This is a genomic window from Erythrobacter aurantius (assembly GCF_023823125.1).
Classification (GTDB): domain Bacteria; phylum Pseudomonadota; class Alphaproteobacteria; order Sphingomonadales; family Sphingomonadaceae; genus Erythrobacter; species Erythrobacter aurantius.
Window position 1 is genome coordinate 2,725,956 of the sequence record NZ_CP090949.1, and the last position, 25,124, is coordinate 2,751,079.

The 25,124-nt window shown below is 63.3% G+C and carries 23 protein-coding genes; 15 read left to right on the top strand and 8 right to left on the bottom strand.

The features are described 5' to 3' along the window. Positions 1–3: 3 nt before the first annotated feature. From L1K66_RS13170 to L1K66_RS13185, 4 genes are all read right to left on the bottom strand, one after another. The gene (locus L1K66_RS13170; protein ID WP_252258272.1) at positions 4–948 is read right to left on the bottom strand and encodes an alpha-E domain-containing protein; all 945 of its coding nucleotides are present in this window, start codon (positions 946–948) and stop codon (positions 4–6) included. A gap of 18 nt (positions 949–966) precedes the next feature. Further along, a complete protein-coding gene (locus tag L1K66_RS13175) occupies positions 967–2,418 on the bottom strand; it encodes a circularly permuted type 2 ATP-grasp protein (RefSeq protein ID WP_034954953.1) in 1,452 nt (483 codons plus the stop codon). 94 nt (positions 2,419–2,512) lie between these two features. Further along, entirely contained in the window at positions 2,513–3,298 is a 786-nt protein-coding gene (locus L1K66_RS13180) for an esterase/lipase family protein (protein ID WP_252258273.1), read from the bottom strand. A gap of 117 nt (positions 3,299–3,415) precedes the next feature. Continuing rightward, on the bottom strand, positions 3,416–3,970 hold the full coding sequence (locus L1K66_RS13185) for a DUF3617 domain-containing protein (protein WP_252258274.1): 555 nt from the start codon (positions 3,968–3,970) through the stop codon (positions 3,416–3,418). Positions 3,971–4,058: 88 nt separating this feature from the next. On the opposite strand from L1K66_RS13185, the gene uvrB reads away from it, so the two are divergent. From uvrB to L1K66_RS13205, 4 genes are all read left to right on the top strand, one after another. Then, positions 4,059–6,251: an excinuclease ABC subunit UvrB gene (gene uvrB, locus L1K66_RS13190; protein WP_252260512.1), complete on the top strand. Its 2,193-nt coding sequence runs from the start codon at positions 4,059–4,061 to the stop codon at positions 6,249–6,251. Next, positions 6,248–6,805: a DUF2262 domain-containing protein gene (locus L1K66_RS13195; RefSeq protein WP_252258275.1), complete on the top strand. Its 558-nt coding sequence runs from the start codon at positions 6,248–6,250 to the stop codon at positions 6,803–6,805. Before uvrB ends, L1K66_RS13195 begins: the two co-directional genes overlap by 4 nt. Positions 6,806–6,890: 85 nt before the next feature. Then, a complete protein-coding gene (locus L1K66_RS13200) occupies positions 6,891–8,393 on the top strand; it encodes a S10 family peptidase (RefSeq protein WP_252258276.1) in 1,503 nt (500 codons plus the stop codon). Continuing rightward, a complete protein-coding gene (locus L1K66_RS13205; RefSeq protein ID WP_252258277.1) occupies positions 8,390–8,968 on the top strand; it encodes a hypothetical protein in 579 nt (192 codons plus the stop codon). The genes L1K66_RS13200 and L1K66_RS13205 overlap by 4 nt, the downstream gene beginning before the upstream one ends. On the opposite strand, the gene L1K66_RS13210 is transcribed toward L1K66_RS13205, so the two are convergent. After that, positions 8,951–11,062 (bottom strand): protein-disulfide reductase DsbD family protein, encoded by a 2,112-nt coding sequence (locus L1K66_RS13210; protein ID WP_252258278.1) that lies wholly within the window; start codon positions 11,060–11,062, stop codon positions 8,951–8,953. The genes L1K66_RS13205 and L1K66_RS13210 overlap by 18 nt on opposite strands. A gap of 100 nt (positions 11,063–11,162) precedes the next feature. Here L1K66_RS13210 and L1K66_RS13215 point away from each other — a divergent pair, with 100 nt between their 5' ends. Beyond that, positions 11,163–12,389 (top strand): FAD-dependent monooxygenase, encoded by a 1,227-nt coding sequence (locus tag L1K66_RS13215; RefSeq protein ID WP_252258279.1) that lies wholly within the window; start codon positions 11,163–11,165, stop codon positions 12,387–12,389. Between the two features lie 14 nt (positions 12,390–12,403). Here L1K66_RS13215 and L1K66_RS13220 read toward each other — a convergent pair whose 3' ends face one another. From L1K66_RS13220 to hemC, 3 genes are all read right to left on the bottom strand, one after another. After that, complete coding sequence (locus tag L1K66_RS13220; RefSeq protein WP_252258280.1) at positions 12,404–13,357, bottom strand: hypothetical protein; 954 nt, start codon at positions 13,355–13,357, stop codon at positions 12,404–12,406. Positions 13,358–13,421: 64 nt separating this feature from the next. After that, on the bottom strand, positions 13,422–14,114 hold the full coding sequence (locus L1K66_RS13225; RefSeq protein WP_252258281.1) for a uroporphyrinogen-III synthase: 693 nt from the start codon (positions 14,112–14,114) through the stop codon (positions 13,422–13,424). Further along, positions 14,111–15,049, bottom strand: a complete 939-nt coding sequence (gene hemC / locus L1K66_RS13230; protein ID WP_256471456.1) for a hydroxymethylbilane synthase — start codon at positions 15,047–15,049, stop codon at positions 14,111–14,113. The genes L1K66_RS13225 and hemC overlap by 4 nt, the downstream gene beginning before the upstream one ends. A 44-nt stretch (positions 15,050–15,093) precedes the next feature. Here hemC and tsaD point away from each other — a divergent pair, with 44 nt between their 5' ends. The 10 genes from tsaD (at position 15,094) to L1K66_RS13280 (ending at position 25,124) form a co-directional block, all read left to right on the top strand. Beyond that, positions 15,094–16,164 (top strand): tRNA (adenosine(37)-N6)-threonylcarbamoyltransferase complex transferase subunit TsaD, encoded by a 1,071-nt coding sequence (gene tsaD, locus L1K66_RS13235; protein WP_252258282.1) that lies wholly within the window; start codon positions 15,094–15,096, stop codon positions 16,162–16,164. Beyond that, the gene (locus L1K66_RS13240) at positions 16,161–17,168 is read left to right on the top strand and encodes an NAD(P)H-dependent glycerol-3-phosphate dehydrogenase (RefSeq protein ID WP_252258283.1); all 1,008 of its coding nucleotides are present in this window, start codon (positions 16,161–16,163) and stop codon (positions 17,166–17,168) included. The genes tsaD and L1K66_RS13240 overlap by 4 nt, the downstream gene beginning before the upstream one ends. Before the next feature lie 53 nt (positions 17,169–17,221). Beyond that, positions 17,222–18,739: an oligosaccharide flippase family protein gene (locus tag L1K66_RS13245; RefSeq protein ID WP_252260514.1), complete on the top strand. Its 1,518-nt coding sequence runs from the start codon at positions 17,222–17,224 to the stop codon at positions 18,737–18,739. Positions 18,740–18,864: 125 nt separating this feature from the next. After that, positions 18,865–20,607, top strand: a complete 1,743-nt coding sequence (locus tag L1K66_RS13250; protein ID WP_407931950.1) for a vWA domain-containing protein — start codon at positions 18,865–18,867, stop codon at positions 20,605–20,607. A gap of 85 nt (positions 20,608–20,692) precedes the next feature. After that, positions 20,693–21,298, top strand: coding sequence for a helix-hairpin-helix domain-containing protein (locus L1K66_RS13255; protein WP_252258284.1), 606 nt, complete (start codon positions 20,693–20,695; stop codon positions 21,296–21,298). Positions 21,299–21,389: 91 nt separating this feature from the next. Further along, positions 21,390–21,761: a response regulator gene (locus L1K66_RS13260; RefSeq protein WP_252258285.1), complete on the top strand. Its 372-nt coding sequence runs from the start codon at positions 21,390–21,392 to the stop codon at positions 21,759–21,761. A gap of 90 nt (positions 21,762–21,851) precedes the next feature. Continuing rightward, positions 21,852–22,172, top strand: a complete 321-nt coding sequence (locus tag L1K66_RS13265) for a phage tail protein (protein ID WP_252258286.1) — start codon at positions 21,852–21,854, stop codon at positions 22,170–22,172. An 86-nt stretch (positions 22,173–22,258) separates the two neighbouring features. Beyond that, positions 22,259–23,473, top strand: coding sequence for an acyl-CoA dehydrogenase (locus L1K66_RS13270; protein WP_407931951.1), 1,215 nt, complete (start codon positions 22,259–22,261; stop codon positions 23,471–23,473). Then, positions 23,473–24,117 carry a maleylacetoacetate isomerase gene (gene maiA / locus L1K66_RS13275; protein ID WP_252258287.1) on the top strand — a complete coding sequence of 215 codons (645 nt, stop codon included), beginning with the start codon at positions 23,473–23,475 and terminating at the stop codon, positions 24,115–24,117. The genes L1K66_RS13270 and maiA overlap by 1 nt, the downstream gene beginning before the upstream one ends. Then, entirely contained in the window at positions 24,114–25,124 is a 1,011-nt protein-coding gene (locus L1K66_RS13280) for a fumarylacetoacetate hydrolase family protein (protein ID WP_252258288.1), read from the top strand. The genes maiA and L1K66_RS13280 overlap by 4 nt, the downstream gene beginning before the upstream one ends.

A 25,124-nucleotide genomic window follows, 5' to 3' on the forward strand; every position in this document is an offset into this window, starting at 1 on the left:
GCCTCATGCCAGAAACCGGTAATCTTCGCCGATGGCCTCGGCGATGGCGGAATTGCGCGCCATGAAGTCGATCAGGAATTCGTGCAGGCCCTGATCGAAAATCCGTTCGACGGTCAGATCGCTGATGTGCCTGTCCGCATCCTGCATCAACGCGTTGCACCTGCCTTCACTGCCGTGCATGCGAGCCAGCGCCGCGAGATTGTCCCGCAGCGCGCTGCGGCAAAAGGCGAGGCTGCGCGGGAAACGCTCGTCCAGCACCAGGAATTCGACGATGCCGCGTGCCTCGATCTGCCCCGCGTTGAGCCAACTGTATGCGCTTGCCCCGGCGACAGATCGCAGCACCTGATCCCATTGCCCGGTGTCGAGGCTGGACCCGACATAGGAAAGCGATGGCAACAGCAGGTAATATTTCATGTCGAGAATTCGTGCCGTGCTGTCACCGCGTTCGATGAAGGTCCCGGCGCGGGCGAAGTGATAGCCTTCGTTGCGGAGCATCGACCCGTCGAGCGCCCCATGCACCTGCGTGCCGGTGCGGCGCAGCCGCGTCACGACCTGCCCCAGCCCCGATTGCGTCACCGGACGCGCCAGCAGCTTGTCGAGCTTCATCCAGTTTTCGTTGACCGCTTCCCAGACCTGCGTCGAAATCTGGGTGCGCGCCAGCCGGGCATTGTTGCGCACGGCCGAAAACATCTCGCGCACATTGGCAGGGTTCGCCCGGTCGCGCAGGACGAAGTTCCAAACCGATTGCCCGTCGTAGGAATCGTGCACCGCTTCGTACTGGGTCTTGAGCCCCAGTGTGGAAATGACCGAGCGCCATTCCTCTTGCGCGGTCTCGACATCGCGGGTCAGCGCCATGCGCAACCCTGCATCGAGCAGACGCCCGGTGTTTTCCGCCCTTTCGAGATAGCGGAACATCCAGAACAATCCGTTGGCTGTCCGGCCTAGCATGGCGTGTGGCTCCCCATACTAGTCCTTCAGCACCCAGGTGTCCTTGGTGCCACCCCCTTGCGAGGAATTGACCACCAGCGACCCCTTCTTGAGCGCCACCCGCGTCAGCCCGCCGGGGGTGATGTCGATCCCCTCGGGCGAAACCAGCACGAACGGGCGCAAATCGACATGGCGCGGAGCCAGCCCGGCCCGCGTGTAGATCGGACAGGTCGACAGCGACAGCGTCGGCTGGGCGATGTAGTTCTGCGGGTTGGCCTCCAGCTTGGCGCGGAAGGCGCGGATTTCCTTTTTCGTCGCGGTCGGGCCGATCAGCATGCCGTATCCGCCCGAACCGTGCACTTCCTTCACCACCAATTCGTCAAGGTTGTCGAGCACATAGGCTAGGCTGTCCGGATCGGCGCAGCGCCATGTCTGGACATTGGGCAGCAGCGGCTTTTCGCCGGTGTAGAATTCGACGATCTCGGGCATGAAGGAATAGATCGCCTTGTCGTCGGAAACGCCCGTCCCCGGCGCGTTGGCGATGGTGATCCCGCCCGAACGGTAGACATCCATGATGCCCGGCACACCCAGCACGCTGTCCGGTTCGAACGTCAGCGGATCAAGGTAATCGTCGTCGACGCGGCGATAGAGCACATCGACCGGCTCGAACCCGCGCGTGGTGCGCATTTGCACGCGCCCGCCGACGACGCGCAGATCGCTGCCCTCGACCAGTTCGGCCCCCATCTGGTCAGCCAGAAAGGCGTGTTCGAAGTAGGCCGAATTGTAGATACCCGGCGTCAACACCGCGACATTGGGCTTGCGTCCGCCTGCCGCGTCGAACTTCGGCGGAGCGCAGGCAGCAAGGCTGCGGGCAAGGCGGCGCGGATAATTGGATACCTGCTCCACCGCGACCCGGCTGAACAGGTCGGGGAACATCGCCATCATCGTTTCGCGGTTTTCGAGCATGTAGGACACACCCGAAGGCGTGCGGGCGTTGTCTTCCAGCACGAAGAATTCGTCCGGGCCGGTGCGGACCAGATCGATGCCGACGATATGGGTGTAGATGCCGCCCGGCGGCGTCATTCCCACCATGTTGGGCAGCCATGCCGCATTGTCGCGCAGCAGACGTTCGGGCAGTCGCCCGGCGCGTACGATCTCCTGACGGTGATAGAGATCGTACAGGAAGGAGTTGAGTGCGCGCACACGCTGTTCGATCCCGCGCGTCAGTCTGCGCCATTCGGCCGCGGTGATGATGCGCGGCACCATGTCAAACGGGATCAGCCGTTCTTCCGCCTCATCCTCGCCATAGACGTTGAAGGTGATGCCGGTGCGGCGGAAACTTTCGTCGGCTTCGGAATTCTTGCGCTTGAGGTAGGCGGGTTCCTGTTCCTTGTACCAGGCGCAGTAATCGGCATAGGCCGGGCGCGTGTTGCCCGACGGATCGTGCATCTCGTCAAAATTGCCTGATTTTTCGATTGGCTCGCCCGCCATTGATCCCCGCTGTTTTCGCTGCACTTGCGAAGTGACACCATAACCAAGGGTTAGCGAAAGAAAAGGGCAGAAATTCGCCCGAAAAGCAGGGAATTCACCCGAGCTTCGGGCGGTCCAGCTCGTTCAGCACCGTCAGGATCGACTGCGGGGCATAGGTGAACCCCGAATGGGTGCAGCGCAGGGCTATCGCCCGGTCCCTTTCACCCGGCTTGCCCGCCGCGCTGCGAGGGCCGATCGCGCCGTCATTGGCGCTCCACAAGGCGATCGTTTCGACCGGAGGCTTTGCGGCCAGATCGGCTTCGATAGGAGGCGCATCGACGCTGTGCCCGGTGATGGCCTGATACACCCGCCAGACATTGTTCGCGCGCGGGCTTCCGGAAAAGGGCGATCCCATCGTGATCACCTTGGACACGCACACCGGGTGACGCTTGGCCAGTTCGCGCGCATAGAGCCCGCCGAGGCTCCAACCGACCAGCGCGACGGGCTCCTCATACCGTTCGACCACGTCAACCAGGCGCGCCTCAAGCCGCTCCATCGCCTCTGCGGCCACGCCCCAGTTGCGCCCGAGACCCCAGCGTTTGCAGCGGTGTCCGGCGGCTTCGAGTTGCTGAGCCATATAGCGCATCCGGTTGGGGCCATGACCGAAACCGGGCAGCAGGATGATCGTCTGCGGGTTCTGCGCCTGCGGAATGTCGATCTTGCGCACCAGCCTGCGCGCAGGCTCGATCAGCAGTTCCAGCTCCCCGGCAAGGCGCAGCAAGGTGGGCTTGCCCTGCTCTTCATCCGGATGGGCTTCAGAGGCGAGCGCGATGCGGCGCGCGATCTCGCTTTCAGCAAGAGCGGCTTTCGACTTTTCCCGGATTGTGTCGCGCAGGTCCATGACGCCCTCTTATGGCCCATTGCCCTGAATATCGGGTGAAGCCGCTGGCGGTGCAATGAAAAAGGGCGGGATCGGCCCAGCCGCCCCGCTCCCTTTGGCATCCGGTCTTATCAGCAATCAGCCTTCGCAGTCGCCAATGCGCTCCTGAAGCATGCTCATTTCGATATTGGCATTGCCCATTCCGGCAATATTGCCGTTGGTCACGACATTGATCTGGGATTTGGTAGGGCTGACGTTGCCATTCATGGTCATCCGCATCTCGCCGCCTTCGGCCGGGCTGCACGACATCGCCATTTCGATCTTGCCGCCATCAAGGTTGAACTGCTCGATCTTGCAGCTTTCATCCTGCCCCTCGGTCAGCGACTCCTCGAAGCCTTTTTCGGCTTCTTCGGGGGTCAGGCAGTATTCGAAGGTGTTGTTCATCATCGACCCCATCATCTCCATCATCTGAGGAGGAGCGCCCGGAATATCGGCTTTGGAAAGGGTCATGGTAACTTTGTAATTGCCCGGATCGGGACGCAGGTTCGCGCCGTCACGGGCCATTTCGTCGCGCATTTCATCGGCAGAGATGGTGCCATCTCCATCGGCGTCGGCGGTTCCGTTGTCACCACACGCGGCGAGCGCGATGGCCGAACCGAGCGCCAGAAGCGCGAAGCGCGCTGAATATTTCATTGAAAACCCTCCCTCATTGCACAAAGCCTGACGGTAGAGCCGGGATCGGTGCTTCACAAGCCGCAACTTGCCGACCATATCCGCAGTCATGGCAGAACTGGTGATCAGACGCGGATTGGACGAACCCGAAACAGGGGAGGATTTCACCCCGCACCGCCCAGTGCGCCCCGAAAAATCGATGCCGGGCAAGAAATTCAAGCTGGTGTCGGACTATGAACCCGCCGGTGACCAGCCGACCGCGATTGCCGAACTGGTGCAGGGTGCGCGCGATGGCGAGCAGACACAGGTGCTGCTGGGCGTTACCGGTTCGGGCAAGACCTTCACCATGGCCAGCGTCATCCAGGAATTGCAGCGCCCGGCGCTGATCCTTGCGCCCAACAAGATCCTCGCCGCGCAGCTTTATGGCGAGATGAAGAGCTTCTTTCCAGAAAACGCGGTCGAGTATTTCGTCAGCTACTACGACTATTACCAGCCCGAAGCCTACGTGCCGCGCTCAGACACCTATATCGAGAAGGAGTCGAGCGTGAACGAGGCGATTGACCGGATGCGCCATTCGGCCACCCGCGCGCTGCTTGAACGCGATGACGTCATCATCGTCGCCTCGGTTTCGTGCCTTTACGGTATCGGCTCGGTCGAAACCTATTCGGCGATGGTGTTCGACATCAAGAAGGACGAGGTCGTCGACCAGCGCGAACTGATCCGCAAGCTCGTCGCGCTGCAATACAAGCGCAACGATGCCGCGTTCGCGCGCGGATGTTTCCGGGTGCGCGGAGACAATCTGGAACTGTTTCCCAGCCACTATGAAGACATGGCATGGCGCATCAGCTTCTTTGGCGACGAGATTGAAGAGATTGCCGAATTCGATCCGCTGACTGGCAAGACCGGGGCCAAGCTGGACAAGGTGCGGGTCTATGCAAATTCGCACTATGTCACCCCCGGCCCGACGATGAAACAGGCGAGCGAGGCGATCAAATTCGAAATGGCCGAACGGCTCAAGGAACTGGAGGCAGAGGGCAAGCTGCTTGAACACCAGCGATTGGAACAGCGCACCCACTTCGACCTCGAGATGATCGCGGCCACCGGCAGCTGCAACGGGATCGAGAATTATTCGCGCTTTCTCACCGGACGTCTACCTGGTGAACCGCCGCCGACCCTGTTCGAATACCTGCCCGAAAACGCGCTGCTGTTCGTCGATGAAAGCCACCAGACGGTGCCGCAGATCGGGGCGATGGCGCGCGGGGACCATCGCCGCAAGCTGACGCTGGCCGAATACGGTTTCCGACTGCCGTCCTGCATCGACAACCGCCCGCTGCGGTTCAACGAATGGGACGCGATGCGCCCGCAGACATTCTGCGTCTCGGCGACTCCAGGAAACTGGGAAATGGAACAGACCGGCGGCGTCTTTGCCGAACAGGTCATTCGCCCGACCGGCCTGATCGATCCGCCGGTCGAAATCCGCCCGGTCGAAGATCAGGTTCAGGATTGCATCGAGGAATGCAAGGCGACCGCGAAGAAGGGGTATCGCACACTTGTCACCACGCTGACCAAGCGCATGGCCGAAGACCTGACCGAATTCATGCACGAGGCGGGTGTCCGGGTGCGCTACATGCACTCCGATGTCGAGACGCTGGAACGCATCGAATTGATCCGCGATCTGCGCATGGGTGTTTATGACGTGCTGGTGGGGATCAACCTGCTGCGCGAAGGGCTCGACATCCCCGAATGCGGTCTTGTCTGCATTCTCGACGCGGACAAGGAAGGCTTCCTGCGTTCCGAAACATCACTGGTGCAGACCATCGGGCGCGCGGCGCGCAACGTTGACGGGCGCGTGATCCTTTATGCCGATCGCATCACCGGCAGCATGGAACGCGCCATGGCCGAAACCGACCGTCGCCGCGCCAAGCAGCAGGCCTATAACGAAGAGCACGGCATCACCCCGCAGACCATCAAGCGCAACATCCACGATATCGTCGCGCATTCCGCCGCACAGGACGGTGTGACGGTGGAGATCGAGGAAGGGGTCAACAACCTCGTCGGCCACAATCTGCGCAGCTACATCGAAGACCTCGAAAAGCGGATGCGTGAAGCGGCGGCGAACCTCGAATTCGAGGAAGCCGGACGCTTGCGCGACGAAATCCGGCGGCTGGAGAACGACGAACTGGGATTACCCGACGGCGCGAAGAAGGCCACGATCGTCGGACGCAGCAACGAAGGCAAGCCGGGCACGCGCAAGACGCGGTACGGAAAGACCCGATACAAGAAGATGGGCGGGAAACCTTGAGCTGGATTCATCGCATTCCGGGCATCGGCGATCTGATCGATCTGGGCCAAGACATTGCCTATGAATTGCGTCGCCGCAAGCTCGACAAGCAGGACGAAAAGACCCCGATCCTGTTCGAAGACGAGGTTCTGGGAACCTTCAAATTCTGGCGGGAAGCGGGCAGTTTCGAGACGCGCCGTATCTGGGGCAATGCTGAAGTAGCGGTCTCCCTGAACGGGGGCTGGGGCGAGCGCACAGACTACACCGAAGAGGTCGCCGCGGTGGCGTTGGGGGCGCGTATATTCTGGGCCGACCAGCCGGGCTGGCAAACGCGGATCGAAGAATGCATCCGCCGCGACCTGTTCGAGCTGGCGCAGGAATGGACGGCTGATGCGGAAGAAACGATCACGCCGGACGATCTGATCACGCGTATCAGAATTGACGGGATCGGCTTTGAACCGGGCGGGCACTTCTGCGTCTGGTACGATGGCGGCACCGCCTTCGGTGGCGGGCATGGAGTGACAGTCGTCGGGAATCTGGAAACCGGCCCGGAATATGCCGAAATGCACGGCTAGGAAGTTTGCGCCTTCCCCAACTCACCACGTGAAGGTGGGAGGGAAACCTTGACCGGATAGCGGGACTGGTGCCAATCCGCTTGCCATGAAAACACGCATTCTCGCCGCTTTGACGGCTTCGCTGCTTGCCACCACCCTACCCGCTCCGCTGATTGCCGAAGCGCATTCGGAAGGGGCCTCACCATCCGCGACGATCACCCCGCAAACCCGTTCACGCGAACTCGCGGGGACCTTTGGCGGAGTGCGCGTGCCTTACACCGCGACCATCGCCGAAACGATCCTGACCGGCGATGACGGCAAACAGGAAGCGGTGATCGTCACCACCTCTTACGTCAAAAGCCCGCGCGACACCTCGCGCCCGGTGTTCTTCATCTACAACGGCGGGCCGGGTTCGGGATCGGTGTGGTTGCAGATGGGTGCGTTCGGGCCGAAGCGGGTGGCGATCCCCAGCGATGCGCGCGACGATGGTGCGCCGCCCTATCCGTTGCTCGACAATCCCGACAGTCTGCTCGACGTAGCGGACCTTGTTTTCATCGATCCGCCGGGCACCGGCTTCAGCTATCTCACCAAGGGGACCGATCCGGGCAAATATTACGGGCTAAGGCAGGATGCCCGCGCCGTTGCCGAAGTGATCCGCCGCTGGATCAACGATAATGGCCGCTGGAACAGCCCCAAATACCTCGGCGGGGAAAGCTATGGCACCAGCCGCACCGCGATGGTCGTCGATGAACTGGAAGGCGGCACCTACAATGATGTCGGCCTCAACGGGTTGATCCTGATTTCGACCATCCTCGATTTCGCCGGGCGCGAGCCCACTCCGGGCAATGAGATGGCCTATATCGTCACCCTGCCCAACATGGCGGCAGCGGCATGGTATCACGGCAAGGTCGAAGCGCCATCGGTCGAAACCATCGCCGAAGAGGCGCGCCGTTTCGCCATCGGCCCGTTTGCGACCGCGCTGCTGAAAGGGCAGGACCTGCCCGCAGACGAGCGCGCAAGCGTGCGGCGCGAGCTGTCGCGCCTGACGGGGCTTTCGGAACAATATCTGGAACAGGCCAACCTGCGCGTCACCTCTCAACGGTTCTACAAGGAGCTGCTGCGTGATCGCGGGCTGACAATCGGGCGGCTCGATGCGCGCTACACCGGGGTCGATTACGACAACGCCGGGGAAACACCGGACAGCGACCCCAGCTTCTACGGCATTGATGCAGGCTACACCGCCGCGATCAACGAATGGGCGCGCGAGGGCCTCGGTTTCGAGACGGATCGCGAATACCAGTCAATCGGCAGCCTTGGCGCGTCATGGGACTGGTCTTTGGGCGGCAGGGGCCGCAACGCCTATCTCAACGTCGCGCCCTTCATCGGCCAGGCCATGCGCCAGAATTCGCAGCTTCGTGTGTTCAACGCGCAAGGGTGGTATGATTTCGCCACGCCGTTCTTCGGGGCCGAATATTCGCTCAACCGCTTTGGCATCCCGCAGGATCGGATCACCTACGAATATTATGACGCGGGCCATATGATGTATATCCGCGATGAAGACCGGGCAAAGCTGTCGCGCGATCTCAGGGCGTTTATCCGCGCCCGATGAGACACGCAGCAGCGATCGTCCTGCTTGGGGCGCTGGCCGGGTGCCAGCCCCCGCCAACCGACGCCGATCTGGCGCGCGGCATGGCGGAGGAGGAGGCCGTCACGGCATCCGAACCGATCGCCTCCCCCGATTTCGAAGGTGCCGTCTGGGCGCTTAGCCCCAATGTCGAAGGGCGCATCATCTATGGCATTCCGGGCGAAGCGGCGCAGGTAGCGCTTGAATGCGTCGATGCCGAAACCCAGTTGCCAAAGCTGGTGATCACCCGGCTTGCCCCTGCCGATGAAGGCGCAGGCGCGATGCTGGCGCTGGTGGGCAATGGCCATATCGGCCGCCTGCCTGTCGATGCGACGGACATGAACGGGCGCAGCGTGTGGCAGGGCACGCATCTGGCCGCGGACAGCCGCTGGGAACCGCTGGCCGGGCCGCGCAAGGTCACTCTGACGGTGCCGGGCGCAGGAATGGTGACATTGAACCCCAGCCTCGCCGCGTGGGATATGGTGGCGCGGTGCCGGGGCGATGATCCCCCGCCGCAGATCGAACTGCCCGAACCCGAAGCTTCAGCGACTGTCCCGTGATGCGCGTTCGGTGAGCATGTCGGGGGTGAGAACCTGCGGCAATTGCTCGCCTTCCTCACCCGGTTCATACCAAAGGTAAAGCGGCACGCCCGCCGCGCCCTGTTCATTCAGGAAGCCGGTGATTTCCTCGTCGCGCACAGTCCAGTCGCCAACCATCGCGATCACCCCTGCCTGTTCAAAGGCATCACGGGTCGCCTCGCGCTCGATCGCGACGCTTTCGTTGACCTTGCAGGTGACACACCAGTCGGCGGTGAACCACACGAACACCGGCTTGCCCGAAGCGCGCGCCTCGGCCAGCGCCTCGCGGCTGAAGCTGCGCGGGGATAGCAGGCTTTCGCTGGCCGACGCTCCGCCGCCCGCTTCGTAGCTGTAAGGCAGCGCAAAGGCGCCGAAGATCAGGAACGGCACGGCCACCAATCCGAATGCGGGCCACGCCATCTTGCCCGCTTTCTGCAAGCGACCAACCACGGCCAGCGCCAGCAGCACGCCGAACAGCATGACGAGCGCGAACAGCGCAAAGCCCTTGCCCCCAAGCTGCACCGTCAGCCAGATCAGCGCGAGCGTGGTCAGCCCCATCGGGATCGCCATGATCTTGCGGAACCGGTCCATCCACGCCCCCGGCTTGGGCAGCATCCGGCGCAGCGCGGGGACAAAGCCGATCAGAAGGAACGGCAGCGCCAGCCCCAGCCCCAGCATGGCAAACAGCATCAGGGCCAACGGCGTCGGCAGCAGCAAGGCCGCGCCCAACGCAGCCGCCATGAACGGCCCGGTGCACGGGGTCGCGGCGACCGCGGCCAGCAGCCCGGTCGCAAAGGCACCGCGCCCTGCGCCATTGCCGGTGTCGACGCTCGGCAATTCGAACAATCCGGCGAAATTGGCGGTGATGACGGCGGCCAGCACCAGCAGCGCGATCACCACCGATGGCTCCTGCAACTGGAACGCCCAGCCGACCTGTTCCCCGGCGGCACGCAGCGCCAGCATGATCCCGCCCAGCGCCACACAGGCGAGCACGACCCCGGCGGTGTAGGCCAATCCTTCGCTGCGCGCCCTTTGTTCGTCGGACGCCTCGCTGCCCCCGGCGCGGGCCAGCGACAGCGCCTTGAGGCTCAGGATCGGGAAGACACATGGCATGATGTTGAGGATCAGCCCGCCGATCAGCGCACCGAGGATCAGCGTCCACAGCGGCGGAGTTTCGAGGCCCACGGGTCCTGCGATCAACTCGCCGCCCGTGGGGACCGGGCCTGGCACCGCTTCGAACCGCACCCCGGTTTTCGCATCAAAGCCGAGGATGCCCGAAACCGCCTCCGCCTCGCCTGTGCCATATTGGTCAAGCGGCATTTCGACCACCAGAGCATCGCCGGTGCGGCGGAATGTCTGCGCGGCCGCATATTGGACAAGGCCCGTTTGCGAGACAAAGAGGTGCGGCTTGGCCAGCGCGACGCTTTCGGGCAACGGCACAGAAATCCGCAGCACGCCGCCCGAAGTCTCGAAGGTTCCGGTGGCATCCAGCAGCGGCGCAACCTCTGCCCGCCAGCGGGCAAAATCTCCGCCCTGTCCGGCAGACAGCACCGCGTCCTGCGGCACACAGATCTTGTCGGTGCAGGCGAGGTATTCGACATGACCCGCCACCTGCGGCAGTCCGTCGATCACCGCGTCATCAGGCACATTCACCGGGACCAGCACCGTATGCGGGCCCTTGTAGATGTGGTTCATGATCGCGCTGTTGGGCAATTGCTGCACCAGCGTTTCAGGCACTGGGTAAAGCGGCTCGCCCATCTCCCAGCCTTCGGGCATGTCAAGCTGCAGTTGCATCCCCTGCCCCGCATCACCGGGGTTGGACCAGTATCCGTGCCATTCCTCACTCGAAGGGAGGAACCGCAGCGCCAGCATCCATTCCTGTCCGGCGCGCGGCGCGCCATCGGCCAACAGTTCCACCGCGATATTGTCATCGCCATAGCGCGCCTCACGCGGGATGCCCGAATCCTGCGCCAAAGCTCCGCCTGCCAGCAAGGCAGCCAGAAGAACGGCGAATATCGCCCCCATTCTCGCGGGCCAGATTTCGCGCGATGCAATCCGGATTGCAGCGAAGTCCATTATCTGTGGCTTGCCTCTTTGCGTCAGGTCAACGTAGGAGCGGCACTAGCGGTGCATATGGCTTTCCGCAAAGTCTGGTTGAAGGGTTACCTTGGAAATTATGGCGCAAGCAGATTCAGAAACCCGCGATCTCCTGATCCTTGGCGGCGGCCTTGTCGGCATGGCGCTGGCACTCGCAGCGGCAAAACAGGGCATATCCAGCCATGTGATCGACCGCGCAGACCCTGCCGAACTGACCCGCGAAGGCTTTGACGATCGCGCCACCGCGATCTCCACCGCCAGCTGGCACCTGTTCACCAATATCGGCATCGCCGATTATCTTGAGCCCTTCGCTTGCGATATCTCCAGCATCGCGGTGACCGATCAGAACAAGCCGGGGCGGATCGACTTCACCCCGGAACCGCACGAGGGGACGCTGGGCCGGATGTTCCCCAACCGCCGCCTGCGCCTCGCCCTGTTCGAAGCGGCGGCGGAGGAGCCTCTGATCAACTGGGTTTCCAAGGCCGAGATCGTAGAACGGCAACGCAGCGAATTCGGCGTGGCGGCGGTGCTTCACGATGACCGCAAGCTGAAAGGCCGCCTGATGGTCGCCGCCGAAGGCCGACAGTCACCCACCCGTGACGAAGCCGGCATCACCATCGCCAAATGGGATTACAAACATCGCGCGGTGATCGCCGGGCTGACTCACTCCAAACCGCATGACAATGTCGCGTGGGAAATCTTCTATCCTGCAGGCCCCTTTGCCCTGCTGCCGATGAACGATGATCCCGACGGCACGCACCGCTGCTCGCTGGTGTGGACCGTGTCGGAAGAGGACGGAAAGGCCGTCACCAAGCTGGGCGACCGTGCGTTTCTGGCCGAGGTGCAGAAGCGCATGGGCGACATTCTGGGCGAGATCACCAGCGTCGGCCCGCGTTCAAGCTGGCCGCTGGGGTTCCACCACACCGCCAAGATCACCGCCGAACGGCTTGTGCTGATCGGGGATTCCGCGCACGGCCTGCACCCGATTGCCGGACAGGGGCTGAACCTTGGCCTGCGCGATGTCGGCGCTCTGGTCGAGGTGCTGGCCGATGGCGCAAGGCTCGGGCTGGATCCGGGCGATGCGCAATTGCTCAAAAGGTATGAAAACTGGCGCGGGCTCGACAGCTTCATGGTCGCACTGGCGACCGACGGGCTGACATGGCTGTTCGGCGTTCCCGGCAAGACCGCAAGCGCGGTGCGGCGCCTCGGCATGTCGGCGGTGCAACGCACGCCGATGCTCAAGACGTTCTTCATGGACGAAGCGCGCGGTATCTCCGGCGATCTGCCGGAACTGCTGAAAGCCTGATCTAGAAGCCTGATCTAGCCTTCGGGTTGTTCGACCGGGCTCGGTTGGCGAACGACATTGCCCGCGCCGTCGCGCAGCCCGCTCTGATCAAGCACAGCGGCGGTTTCGATCACTTCGAGCGCCTGCATCGCGTCGCGAAACCTTTCGGCATCGGCAATCCATGCGTCGGCCTTGTCCGCACCGGGCATCCCGCGAATTTCGTCGATCGCGTTCTGATAGCGTCCCTGCTCCAGCGCGATGCGCGCCCGTTCCAGCCGCCGTTCGGGCTGGGGTGATGGGGTGCTTTCGCGGCGGATGACGAAGAGTTCGCCCAGTTCCCGCTGCAATCGCGTCCAGCTCATGCCCTCGCGCCTTTGCACCAGATCTGGGCCGAGCCCATCGAGCCGCGCCGTCAGATTGTCGATCCGGATCGGCTCACGCGCGAAATTGATAATGGTGCTGACGGCATTGGGCCATTGATCGCCAAACCGCAGCCGCAATTGATCGGCGAGATATCCCAGTTCTGCCCCGCGTTCGACCGCGCGGCGCGTGGCGAAAGCGATCAGCAAGCCTTCTGCGCGGGCCGCATTGCCTGCTGCCGCCTGTGCCTGAAGATCGAGCCGCGCGAGCCGCTGCTCCGCCGCTGCAAGCCGCTGATCCAGACCGCCCTGTTGCTCTGCGACATTGCGAACCGCCTGCGCCGCGCCGTTTGCATCGCCGGTTTCCAGAGCGGCCACCGCTTCGGCCAGCGGGCTTGGTGAAGCGGTAACCCCCACACTTGGCGAAGCCGAAGGCTCTGTCACCAGCGGCACATCAGGCAATTCCGCCGCGCCGCTGCTGGAGACAAGCGGCGTCTCATCATCAGAGTTCAGATTGTAGTAGACCACATATCCCGCCAGCGCACCGCCCGCCAGGAACGAGGCCAGCGCAGCAATAAGGAAGCCCTTTGTAGAGCTCGGCTTCCTGCGGCTGCCATATTTCGATGCCATCAAAAATCCGTATCTTGTGCGACCCGCCCTGCAGGTTCGATCCCGTCTGCGTTGGTTTGGCCCGTTATAGGCACAGCTTTCTTACCATTTCCAGCAAAGCCCGATCATTCGGCGCAGGCGAGACGTGGATAGCGCGCCAGCCCTTACCCGCAGATGAAGCGACCCGGGGGCCGATCACCGCCAGTTCGATCCGGTCGCGCTGCAAGGCCAAGCGTCTGCTTTCACGGTCGAATTGCTCTGCCGCAGCCCCCGAATGAAGCAGCACGGTCAGCCCCAGATCATGCAATGGCCGCAGCGGTTCAGGCAGTTCCAGCGCTACATTTTCATATGCGATCACGGTGTGGATATGTACCCCGGCAGGGGGGAGAAGCGGCACGTGTTCTGCCCCGGCAATGCGCAGCAGCCGCGCAGGCGCGGGGATTGCGTCGAGCACTTTCTGCAATCCGCCGCTGCCCACCGCTGCAATCTCGAACCCCGCTTCGCGTGCGGCATCAGCGGTGGTTTCGCCGACTGCATAGACGGGTTTGTCCTTGAGCCGTTCCAGCGCCTCGCCCCCGTGGCGGATGGCGTTGGCGCTGCCGATCAACAGCGCATCGATCGCGCCGGGCTCGGGGCATTCCCAATCAAGCGGGCGTATCTCCGAAAGCGGATAGCCAATGGCGTTAAGGCCGATTTCCTGCGCTGCGGCGAGTGTGGCGGAAAGCCCCGGTTCCGGCCTTACAACCAGCACATATCCGTTCGCGCGGGGCAATATCACGCCCCGCCGAAATGCGGCCTGATCCCCGGCGTTGCGCGGGCCAGCAGGTCAGCCGCCAGCGCCCTTACCGGCGCGTGATCGAGCGGATCGAACAGGACTTCGCCCTCGACACGCTCGGAACCGTCAGGGCTGAACAGCGCGGCGCGCATCGCCAGCCCTTCCCCTCCCGGCTGGCACAGCACCGCAACCGGCGAATGGCAGGTGCCGCCAAGCTGGGCGAGCAGCGCGCGCTCCGCTTCAAGCTCGCAACGCGTGCCGTGATCGTCGATCGCCGCAAGCGCGGCCTTGGTCGCTTCATCATCGGCGCGGCATTCGATCGCGATTACGCCTTGCGCGGCAGCGGGTATCCATTCGTCCACTGCAAGCGGAGAACCGACTTCGCTCTGCCCCAGCCGCTCCAGCCCCGCAGCGGCGAGGAAAGTCACATCGGCTTCCCCTGCCTCAAGCTTGGCCAGACGGGTCGCGACATTGCCGCGGAACATCACGACGCGGCAGTCAGGGCGCAGATTGAGCAATTGCGATGCCCGCCGCGGAGCAGAGGTGCCGACCACCGCGCCTTGCGGAATATCGGCAATGCTCGCCGCGCCGACCAGCGCATCGCGCCGGTCCGCGCGCGGCAGAAACGCGGCAAAGCAGAATTCCGGCGGGCGGATCGTCTCGACATCCTTGGCCGAATGCACGGCGACATCGATCAGGCCATCACCAAGCCACTGGTCCAGTTCCTTGGTCCACAGCGCCTTGCCACCGATTTCCGCGAGCGGGCGGTCGAGCACTTTGTCCCCGCTGGCAAGGACAGGCACGAGCTCCACCTCATCCTCGGCCCAGCCGTGGGCAGCGCAAAGCCGTTGGCGGGTTTCGATGGCCTGCGCCATCGCAAGCGGGGAATTGCGCGTTCCAAGGCGGATGCGGATGTCGGAATTGGGCGTGTTATTCATGGCTAAGCTTGCCCTAGCCCCCACAGCGACTAGATGGAAGCGCGATGGGACCGGTATCGCACAAGTCTGACGCAGCAATCGTACTGGGAATTGAATCCAGCTGCGATGAAACCGCAGTGGCGCTTGTGACAGCGGATCGGCGCATTCTGGCACAGCGTATCGCGAGCCAGGAAGCCGAACATGCGCCATATGGCGGGGTCGTCCCCGAAATTGCCGCGCGCGCCCATGCGCAGCGGCTTGCCCCGATGCTCGAAGCGGTGATGGACGATGCCGGGCTGACGCTGGGGCAGGTTGACGCGATTGCCGCCACCGCCGGGCCGGGACTGATCGGCGGAGTGATGGTGGGACTCGTCAGCGGCAAGGCTCTGGCGATGGCGGCGGACAAGCCGCTGATCGCGGTCAACCATCTCGAAGGCCATGCCCTCTCGCCGCGACTGGCCGATCCTGCACTGGAATTTCCCTATCTCTTGCTGCTGGTTTCGGGCGGCCATTGCCAGATCCTCGGTGTCGAAGGTGTCGGGCAATACCGCCGCCTCGCCACGACGATCGACGATGCGCTGGGCGAAGCCTTCGACAAGACCGCGAAGATCCTTGGCCTTGGTTATCCCGGCGGCCCGGCGGTGGAGCGGCTGGCGCGCGAAGGCGATTCCAAAGCCGTGCCTTTGCCACGCCCGCTCAAAGGATCGAAGGAACCGCATTTCTCCTTTGCCGGCCTGAAAAGCGCGGTGCTGCGCGCCTATGAAAGCGGCGAACACAAACCCGCCGATATCGCCGCCAGTTTCCAGCAGGCGGCGATTGATTGCCTCATCGACCGGCTCAGACTGGCACTGGATCAGGCAGGGGCATTCCCCGCGCTGGTGGTGGCAGGCGGTGTCGCCGCCAACCAGAGCGTGCGCGGCGCGCTGGAGGAACTGGCGCAGGCGAACGCGATGCGCTTTGTCGCACCACCACTTGCGCTGTGCACAGACAATGCCGCAATGATCGCCTGGGCAGGCTGCGAAAGGCTGGCGCATGATGCTGACTTCGCAGGCGATCCGCTTGATCTGAAAGCGCGGCCGCGTTGGCCGCTTGATCCGGAAGCGGAAACGGTGCGCGGTGCGGGAGTGAAAGCATGAGCGGAACTGTCGGAGTGATCGGAGCGGGCGCATGGGGCACAGCGCTGGCGCAAATGCTCGCCAGCGACGGGGGCGGTGTCCTGATCTGGGCGTTCGAACCCGAAGTCGTCACCGCGATCAACTGCGATCACCGCAATCCGGCCTATCTGCCGTCCGCCGAACTTTCGCCCGCCATCCGGGCAACCGGCGATCTGGGTGAGATGGCCGGGATCGACACAGTACTGGTCGTCACCCCGGCGCAGGTGCTGGGCAAGGTACTGGGCGGCCTGAGCCAGCCCCCACGCGATCTGGTGCTGTGTTCGAAAGGGATCGAAGCGGGATCGGGCCTTTTGATGAACGATGTCGCCCGCGCCGCCGCGCCGGGCAGCGCGATTGCGGTGCTTTCCGGCCCGACTTTCGCGCATGAAGTTGCCGCCGGGCTGCCCACCGCCGTAACCCTTGCCTGCGAGGGCGGGCGCGAACAGTGGGAGCGGCTTGCCCCGGTGATCGCACGGCCCGCTTTCCGGCCCTATTATTCCGACGATGTGACCGGCGCGGAAATCGGCGGTTCGATCAAGAACGTGCTGGCGATCGCCTGCGGCGTGGTTGACGGGCTGGGTCTTGGCCAGAATGCCCGAGCCGCGCTTATCGCGCGCGGCTATGCCGAGATGCTGCGCTTTGGCGAAGCGATGGGCGCTCAGGTCGAAACGCTCAGCGGATTGTGCGGCCTTGGCGATCTGGTGCTGACCTGCTCCTCCACCTCCAGCCGCAATTTCTCGCTCGGCAAAGCATTAGGCGAAGGCCGGAGCGCCGCCGAACTGATGGCAGACCGCACCACCGTGGCCGAAGGCGCGCACACCGCCCCGGTGCTCGCCGCGCTGGCGCACGAACGCGGGATCGCCATGCCGATCACCACCGCCGTCAACGCGATCCTGAACGGCGCCGCACCCAAGGCCATCGTCGCGCAACTGCTCGCCCGCCCGCTCACCGCCGAATTGCCCGGCGACCAGTCGGACATTTCCTGAGCGTGGCGACCCTGCCCCCAGACACTCCCCGCCCCGACAAGGGCGGAGACGACATGGCCACACTGGCCAAGGGCGGGCGCACCAACACGCTTGGCTTCATCCTGCGGCTGCTGGGGGGCATTCCGTTCCTGTTCGTCGGTTTCCGCCTTTACGGCGTCGACGAAATGGGCCGCTTTGCCATCGCTTTCGTGGTGGTCGAAATCGTCGCGCTGATCTGCGCGCTGGGCGAGAAGCGCGGGCTGGCCCAGCGGCTGACCGAAGGGGCCGAGGACAAGGAAGACACGCCCACCAATCTGGTGTTCGACGGCATGCTCGCATCGCTCGCGGTTTCGGCGCTGATCTGCCCGTTGCTGCTCCTGGCGTTTCCGTGGATCATCTTTCCCAACGGCACAAACAGCGATTTCGACATGTGGATGATTGCGGCCATTCCCGCTTTCGCGCTGACCGAGATCCTGCTCGCCGCTCAAGCCTATAAGCATGACATTGCCACCACGGTGCGCGCCCGCGCGCTGGTCGAGCCGTGGACCAAGTCGATCCTGGTGATCGCGTTGTTCTTTGTCCCCGCGCTATCAGACGGAGGCATCGCGCTGGCGTTTGTCGGGGCGATCTATGCCGCGCTTTTCACCGCCTTGTGGTCGTTCCTCAAGACCTATGGCTTGCCCAAGGGGTGGCGCCCGCGTCCGGCCTATCTGATCAAGCTGACTAGCCGCGCGCTGCCGCTGGTGGGCGCGGATGTGATCGAGCGCGGGACGCGGCTGCTCGACGTGTTCCTGCTCGGCCAGCTCACCTCGGCGAACGCTGTCGGCATTTACTGGTTCGCCAAGGAGGTCGTGAGCCTGCCGCAAAAGCTCAAATCCTCGTTCGAGCCGATCCTTGCGCCGGTGATCACCAAGAACCTCAAAATCGGCAATATGGACGCGATTGCGGCGCAGGTGCGGCAGGTGGGTTTCTGGATCATCGCGCTTCAGGTCGGAATTGCATTGATGCTGGCGATACCGGGCGAGGCGGTGATGGGACTTGCCGGACCGGCGATTGTCGGAGGCACAGGTGCTCTGGCGATCCTGCTGGCGGCAGAGGTGATCGCATCGATGGCGGTCGTGTCCGAAAGCGTGCTGGTCTATATCGCGCGCAAGCGGAACCTTGCGATTTCGGTGGGCGTCATCACCCTCCAAGGGGCATTGACGGTGGCGTTCATCCTGTTGGCCCAGCATCTGGGATACAATGAAGGCTTTCAGGCAGCAGGCGCGGCGGGCGCGCTGTTCGTGGCGCTGGCCGTATCCAGTCTGGTCAAGGCGCTGGTGCTGAAGACCTTGCTGAAAGCGCCCGTATCCAACTGGCGCTGGGCGCTGGTCTATGCCGCTGCCCCGGCTGTTGTGGTGGGCTTCGTCTTTACCGAATTCACCCCCGAATGGGTCGAACTGGCCATCGGCGGTCCGGCGATCCTGTTCGTCTATATGTGGGTCATCTGGAAACGCGGCTTCACCGAGGCGGACAAGGTGCTGTTCCGCAAGAACGCCAATCTGCCCGAAGAAATTCTCGAAGCCGCAGAAAGCACCGCCAAGCCGCGCTGAACCCACGTATTTCCGGGCTTTTCGGGGGGCTTGGCATCCCAGATTACGCAACCCTAACAGCACGTTCAGTCGCGATTAACGCGCCGAGTCGCCCTTTTGCTGCGGGTAAATCACGGGGACTGGATATGCGGCAATTGAAGCGTGCTCACCTGAAAATTTCGGGCGTATTCGTATTGGGTCTGATCATTGCCGGCTGCACGCCACAGGGCGACATGGCCAGCACCGGCAGCGCGCCGGGCAAGACTTCCGAAGCGCTTCCGCCTCCACCGCCGCCTCCCCCTCCGCCTCCCCCGCCGCCACCGGCAGCGGATGCGAGCACCGTCGTGGTGACGGGATCGCGGGTTCAATCATCCCCCGCGCCCGGACGGCGCAACCGAACCGGCGCGGTGCGCGGGAATGCCGAGCTTGCAATGGCTCCCCCGCCACCGGCCTATATCGTTCCGCCCGTCGTCGTCCCGACCGATCCGGGCCGCGAGCAATATGCGGGTGAGGAAGTCTCCCCCGTCAAACTCGTCGCCAATGAGCCTGTCAGCACTTTCAGCGTCGATGTCGACACCGGCGCCTATGCCAACACCCGCCGTTTCCTGACGCAGGGCCAGATACCGCCACAGGCCGCCGTGCGGACCGAGGAGATGATCAACTATTTCCGCTATGATTACGACCGTCCGCAAAGCCGCGAGGTGCCGTTCAGCGTCACCACCGATGTCGCGAAAACGCCGTGGAACCCGGACACCTATCTGATGCGCATCGGCCTGCGCGGTTATGATATCGACAGCGAGGAACGCCCGCCGGCAAACCTCGTGTTCCTGATGGATGTGTCAGGATCGATGAATTCACCCGACAAGCTGCCGCTGGTGAAGACCGCGCTTTCCGGCCTTGCGGGTGAGCTTGGCCCGCAGGATCGCGTTTCGATCGTGGTCTATGCCGGGGCAGCGGGCCTTGTGCTCGAACCCACCAATGACGTGCGCAAGATCCGCACCGCGCTGGAATCGCTTTCCGCCGGGGGATCGACCGCCGGGGGCGCAGGCCTGCAACTGGCCTACAACATTGCCGAGGACAATTTCATCAAGGGCGGGGTCAACCGCGTCATCCTTGCCACCGATGGCGATTTCAACGTCGGCGTGTCGGACAACAAATCGCTGATCGAAATGATCGAAGGCTATCGCGATCGCGACATCACGCTGACCACGCTCGGCTTTGGCCAGGGCAATTACAACGAGGCGATGATGGAGCAGATCGCCAACAAGGGTAACGGCAATTACGCCTATATCGACAGCGCGCTCGAAGCGAAAAAGGTGCTGGGCGATGAAATGTCCTCCACCCTGTTCACCATTGCCAAGGACGTGAAGATCCAGGTCGAATTCAATCCGGCGGTGATCAGCCAGTACCGGCTTGTCGGTTATGAGAACCGCGCCTTACGCGAAGAGGATTTCGACAATGATCAGGTTGATGCGGGCGATATCGGCGCCGGACATCAGGTCACCGCGATTTACGAAGTCGTGCCGGCCGGAACGAAGGGCTGGATCGCCCCGCGCCGGTATGAAGACCAGCCTTCAAGTGAGGCGCTGCGCCGCATGGCGGAAGCCGCGCATATCAAGCTGCGCTTCAAGCTGCCCGACAGCGACACTTCGGAACTAATCGACACGGTTGTGATGAGCGACGCCTTGCTCAACGCGCGCGCGCCGTCTGGCGACTTTGCCTTTGCCGCGGCGGTCGCGGCATTCGGACAGGTTCTGCGCGGCGACGAGCTGATGATGGGCTTCACCCATGACGATATCGGCGCGCTGGCCGGACGGCAGAACAATTTCTGGCGGCAGGAATTCCTCGAGTTGAACCAGCTGGCTGCCGGAATGCGGGGCGGCGGCTGACACCCCATGCAGAGGGCGCTTTTGCGCCTTGCTCCGCTGCTGCTAAAGGGCGGGCTCGTCAGTGATTCACGCATGAGGAGCCACCATGTCGCCCCAGACCGCCCAAGCCGCATTTCTGATCGCCCTCGGGGTCGTTTTCCTCGCCGTCGCGATCTGGATGTTCATGCGCGCCAATCGCCGCACCAAGGTGATCCGCGATGAAGGCGCGGCGAAAGACGTGCTTGAAGAAGGCGCAAGCCCCGCCGCCCGCAACCAGGCCTTGATCGACGCCCCGGCGGCGGTGGCGCGTGATGTCGGGCAGACTTCGGCCAATGCCAATTCCGATGCGATTGCCGCAGCCACCGCCAGCGCCGATGCCGAAGCGGGCGCCGCTGTCACCCCGACGACTGTGCCGGCCTCTGCCCCCGCGCCTGCACCTGCACCTGCACCTGCACCTGCACCGAAAGGCGAGGCGGACGATCTCAAGAAGATCAAGGGCGTGGGGCCAAAGCTTGTCACCATGCTCAAGGAGCAGGGTATCACCACCTATGCCCAGATTGCCGCGTGGAGCGATGCCGATGTTGCCCGGATCGACGAGGGACTGGGCCGGTTCAAGGGCCGGATCGAGCGCGATCAATGGGTTGAACAGGCGAAGCTGCTGGCCGCAGGTGACGAAGCCGGCTTTACCGAGAAGTTCGGCCGCGACGGTTGATCATTTTGCAACGCCTGAGGAACCATTCCGTCAGGCCAGCGTTACACCCCTGACCGTGTGGTAAAAACGCGGCATGTTCAGGGAGAGTGACATGAGCCAGAAAATTCTGGTGGCCGAAGACGAAATGATCGTCGCCTTCGACCTGTGCGATACGATGGAGGAAGCCGGGTTCGAAGTCGAAGGGCCGCACGCGGGGATTTCCTCGGCCATGCTCGCCTTCCAGAAGGAAAAGCCCGATCTCGCCATCCTCGATATCGACCTGTGCGACGGCAATGTCTTCGCGCTGGCGCGGGTGCTGGACGAAGAGCAGGTGCCGATCATCTTCCATTCGGGCCGCTATTCCAGCAAGCAGGTGAAAGCGCACTTCCCCTCTGCGCGGACGCTCCAGAAACCCTGCCCGCCATCGGCAGTGATCGCCGCAGTCAAGGAAGCGCTGCAGGAATGCGCCGCCTTGGCGGACTGATCGTTCAAGGAACTTTTCCCCAAAGGGGCGTTGAAATCCTCTTCCTGTTCGGGCCACAATCCGTGGCGAACAAACAGGAAGGAATTCACCATGAAGAAACGGATCGCAGCCGCGTGTCTTGCTGCCGCAGCCACGCTGACACTCGCCAGTCCTGCGCAGGCGCGCGAGGGATACCTTGCCGAAGTGTTCGTCTTCGCCGGAAATTTCTGTCCGCGTGGCTCTTTGCCCGCCGATGGCCGACTGCTTTCGATCAGCCAGAACACGGCCCTGTTTTCGCTTCTCGGCACGATGTATGGCGGCGACGGGCGCACCACTTTCGCTTTACCCAAGCTTGACGGAATGGACGACAAGGACGGCCGCCCAGTCCGTTTCTGCATTGTCACGCAGGGGATTTATCCCTCGCGCAGTTGATGCCTCACAAACACGTGCGAAGGCCTCTTGCGAAGGATACGCGCACCTGCGAAAGCTGACTGAACAGAAAGTTTCAGGAGTAACCAGTGCACGCCCCCTCGTCACCCGACCTTGCGACCGCCGGAATCGTCCCGTTCAACTGGGAAGATCCGTTCGATCTCGAAAGCCAGCTGACCGAGGATGAGCGGATGATCCGCGATGCGGCGCACGGCTTTGCGCAAAGCGAGCTGCAACCGCGCGTGATCGAGGCGTTCCGCAACGAGGTTTCCGCCCCCGAACTGTTCCCGCTGATGGGTCAGGCGGGGCTACTCGGCGCGACCATCCCTGAGGAATTCGGCGGCGCCGGCGCCAGCTATGTCGCCTATGGCCTGATCGCCCGCGAGATCGAGCGGGTGGACAGCGGATACCGTTCGATGGCGAGCGTGCAGTCGAGCCTCGTGATGCATCCGATCTATGCCTATGGATCGGAGGAACAGCGCCGCAAATACCTGCCCGGCCTCGCCAGCGGTGAACTGATCGGCTGTTTCGGCCTGACCGAACCCGATGCCGGCAGCGATCCTGCGGGGATGAAAACCTATGCCAAGAAGGACGGGGACGGTTACGTCATCTCCGGCAGCAAGACGTGGATTTCCAACTCCCCCTTTGCCGATGTCTTCGTGGTCTGGGCCAAGAGCGAGGAACACGGCGGCGGCATTCGCGGATTTATCCTTGAGAAGGGGATGAAGGGGCTGTCCGCGCCCAAGATCGAAGGCAAGATTTCGCTGCGCGCCTCCACCACCGGCATGATCATGATGGACGAGGTGAAGCTGCCCGCCGATGCCTTGCTGCCCAATGTGCAGGGGTTGAAAGGCCCGTTCGGCTGCCTCAACCGCGCGCGTTACGGCATCAGCTGGGGCGCGATGGGCGCGGCGGAATTCTGCATGCACGCCGCACGCCAATACGGTCTGGATCGCAAGCAGTTCGGCCGGCCGCTGGCGGGAACGCAGCTCTATCAGAAGAAACTCGCCGACATGCTCACCGATATTGCGCTGGGTCTACAGGCGTCTCTGCGCGTCGGGCGGCTGATGGACGAAGGGCGGTTTGCGCCCGACATGATCAGCGTGGTCAAGCGCAACAATGTCGGCAAGGCGCTGGATATCGCCCGCACGGCGCGCGACATGCACGGCGGCAACGGCATTTCCGAGGAATATCAGGTGATCCGCCACGCGGTGAACCTCGAAACGGTGAACACTTACGAAGGCACCCACGATGTTCACGCGCTGATCCTTGGCCGCGGCATCACCGGGATCGCGGCGTTCTGATGCGGCTTTTCGGATATTACCGGAGCTCGACCTCCTACCGCCTGCGCATCGCGCTGGAGCTGAAGGGGCTTGAGTACGAGAACGTCGGCGTCAACCTGCTCGAAGACGGGCAGAAAGACCCGGCCTTCACCAGCCGCAACCCTTTCGGATCGGTGCCCATGCTCGAAGCAGACGGGCGCGACCGGGCGCAATCGATGGCGCTGATCGAGTGGCTGGACGAAGCCTATCCCGAAAACCCGCTGCTGCCCGAAAGCATCGAAGACCGCTACACCGCGCGCGAGCTGACTTACGCGATCGCCACCGAACTCCACGCGCCGCTCAACCTGCCGGTGCTCAAATACCTCAAGAAGCCGCTGGGCCACCCGCAGAGCGTGATCGATCACTGGTATCGCCACTGGCTCAAGCGCACGCTCGATCCGGTGGAGGCGCGGCTCAAGCAGCTCGATGCAGGGCCGTTCCTGTTCGACAAGCCCGGCATTTTCGAATGCATCCTGATCCCGCAGGTCTACAATGCGCGCCGGTTCCATTACGATCTGACGCTGCACCCGCGCATCACGCGGATCGAGGCGAATTGCCTTGCCCTGCCCGCGTTCCAGCGCGCCCACCCCGATAAACAGAACGATTCCCCGGAGAGAAACCCATGAAGCTCGCAACGCTCAACGACGGCACCCGCGACGGCAGGCTGGTGGTGGTGTCGAAAGACCTCACCCGCTGCTGCGCCGCCGGATACATCGCGCCGACGATGCAGGCCGCGCTCGACAACTGGGCGCGGGTCGCGCCGGAACTCGAAGTGCTGGCCCGCGATGTCGAGCATGAGGCGGTGCCGTGCGAACGCTTCCACGAACGGCAGGCGCATTCGCCCCTGCCCCGCGCATACCAGTGGGCAGACGGCAGCGCCTATATCAACCACGTCGAACTGGTGCGAAAGGCGCGCGATGCCGAAGTGCCTGAAAGCTTCTACCACGATCCGCTGATGTATCAGGGCGGCAGCGACGGTTTCCTGCCCCCGCGCAGCCCGATCCCGCTGGGCGATGTCGCCTGGGGATGCGACATGGAAGGCGAGATCGCGGTGATCGTCGACGACGTGCCGATGGGCGTCAGCGTCGAAGATGCCGCCGATCACATCAAGCTGGTGATGCTGGTGAACGATGTGTCCCTGCGCGGTCTGATCCCTGGCGAACTGGCCAAGGGCTTCGGCTTTTTCCAGTCAAAGCCCGCCAGCGCCTTCTCCCCCGTCGCGGTCACGCCGGACGAACTGGGCGATGCGTGGAAGGATTCGCTCATCCATCTGCCGTTGATGGTGGATTACAATGGCGAACCCTTCGGCCGGGCCAATGTCGGCGTCGATGCGACATTCAACATGGCCCAACTGGTGGCCCACGCGGCCAAGACGCGCAGCCTGTGCGCGGGATCGATCATCGGATCAGGCACGATCAGCAACAAGGGCGCGGACGGCGGCCCGGGCAAGCCGGTGGCAGAAGGCGGGCTTGGCTATTCCTGCATCGCCGAAATCCGCATGATCGAAACGATCTATGACGGCGCGCCCAAGACACCCTTCATGCAGCCGGGTGACACGGTGAAGGTCGAAATGCGCGATGCCGATAACCATTCGATCTTCGGCAGCATCGAACAGACCGTGGTTGAGGCGTAA

Bases quoted from the DNA above. Each gene is read 5' to 3' on its own strand.
- L1K66_RS13175 (WP_034954953.1), bottom strand. From the start codon at position 2,418: ATGGCGGGCGAGCCAATCGAAAAATCAGGCAATTTTGACGAGATGCAC.
- tsaD (WP_252258282.1), top strand. From the start codon at position 15,094: ATGGGACCGGTATCGCACAAGTCTGACGCAGCAATCGTACTGGGAATT.
- L1K66_RS13260 (WP_252258285.1), top strand. From the start codon at position 21,390: ATGAGCCAGAAAATTCTGGTGGCCGAAGACGAAATGATCGTCGCCTTC.
- L1K66_RS13170 (WP_252258272.1), bottom strand. From the start codon at position 948: ATGCTAGGCCGGACAGCCAACGGATTGTTCTGGATGTTCCGCTATCTC.
- L1K66_RS13185 (WP_252258274.1), bottom strand. From the start codon at position 3,970: ATGAAATATTCAGCGCGCTTCGCGCTTCTGGCGCTCGGTTCGGCCATC.
- L1K66_RS13200 (WP_252258276.1), top strand. From the start codon at position 6,891: ATGAAAACACGCATTCTCGCCGCTTTGACGGCTTCGCTGCTTGCCACC.
- L1K66_RS13180 (WP_252258273.1), bottom strand. From the start codon at position 3,298: ATGGACCTGCGCGACACAATCCGGGAAAAGTCGAAAGCCGCTCTTGCT.
- uvrB (WP_252260512.1), top strand. From the start codon at position 4,059: ATGGCAGAACTGGTGATCAGACGCGGATTGGACGAACCCGAAACAGGG.
- L1K66_RS13265 (WP_252258286.1), top strand. From the start codon at position 21,852: ATGAAGAAACGGATCGCAGCCGCGTGTCTTGCTGCCGCAGCCACGCTG.
- L1K66_RS13240 (WP_252258283.1), top strand. From the start codon at position 16,161: ATGAGCGGAACTGTCGGAGTGATCGGAGCGGGCGCATGGGGCACAGCG.
- L1K66_RS13280 (WP_252258288.1), top strand. From the start codon at position 24,114: ATGAAGCTCGCAACGCTCAACGACGGCACCCGCGACGGCAGGCTGGTG.
- L1K66_RS13215 (WP_252258279.1), top strand. From the start codon at position 11,163: ATGGCGCAAGCAGATTCAGAAACCCGCGATCTCCTGATCCTTGGCGGC.
- L1K66_RS13250 (WP_407931950.1), top strand. From the start codon at position 18,865: ATGCGGCAATTGAAGCGTGCTCACCTGAAAATTTCGGGCGTATTCGTA.
- L1K66_RS13255 (WP_252258284.1), top strand. From the start codon at position 20,693: ATGTCGCCCCAGACCGCCCAAGCCGCATTTCTGATCGCCCTCGGGGTC.
- L1K66_RS13210 (WP_252258278.1), bottom strand. From the start codon at position 11,062: ATGGACTTCGCTGCAATCCGGATTGCATCGCGCGAAATCTGGCCCGCG.
- L1K66_RS13205 (WP_252258277.1), top strand. From the start codon at position 8,390: ATGAGACACGCAGCAGCGATCGTCCTGCTTGGGGCGCTGGCCGGGTGC.
- L1K66_RS13220 (WP_252258280.1), bottom strand. From the start codon at position 13,357: ATGGCATCGAAATATGGCAGCCGCAGGAAGCCGAGCTCTACAAAGGGC.
- L1K66_RS13245 (WP_252260514.1), top strand. From the start codon at position 17,222: ATGGCCACACTGGCCAAGGGCGGGCGCACCAACACGCTTGGCTTCATC.
- hemC (WP_256471456.1), bottom strand. From the start codon at position 15,049: ATGAATAACACGCCCAATTCCGACATCCGCATCCGCCTTGGAACGCGC.
- maiA (WP_252258287.1), top strand. From the start codon at position 23,473: ATGCGGCTTTTCGGATATTACCGGAGCTCGACCTCCTACCGCCTGCGC.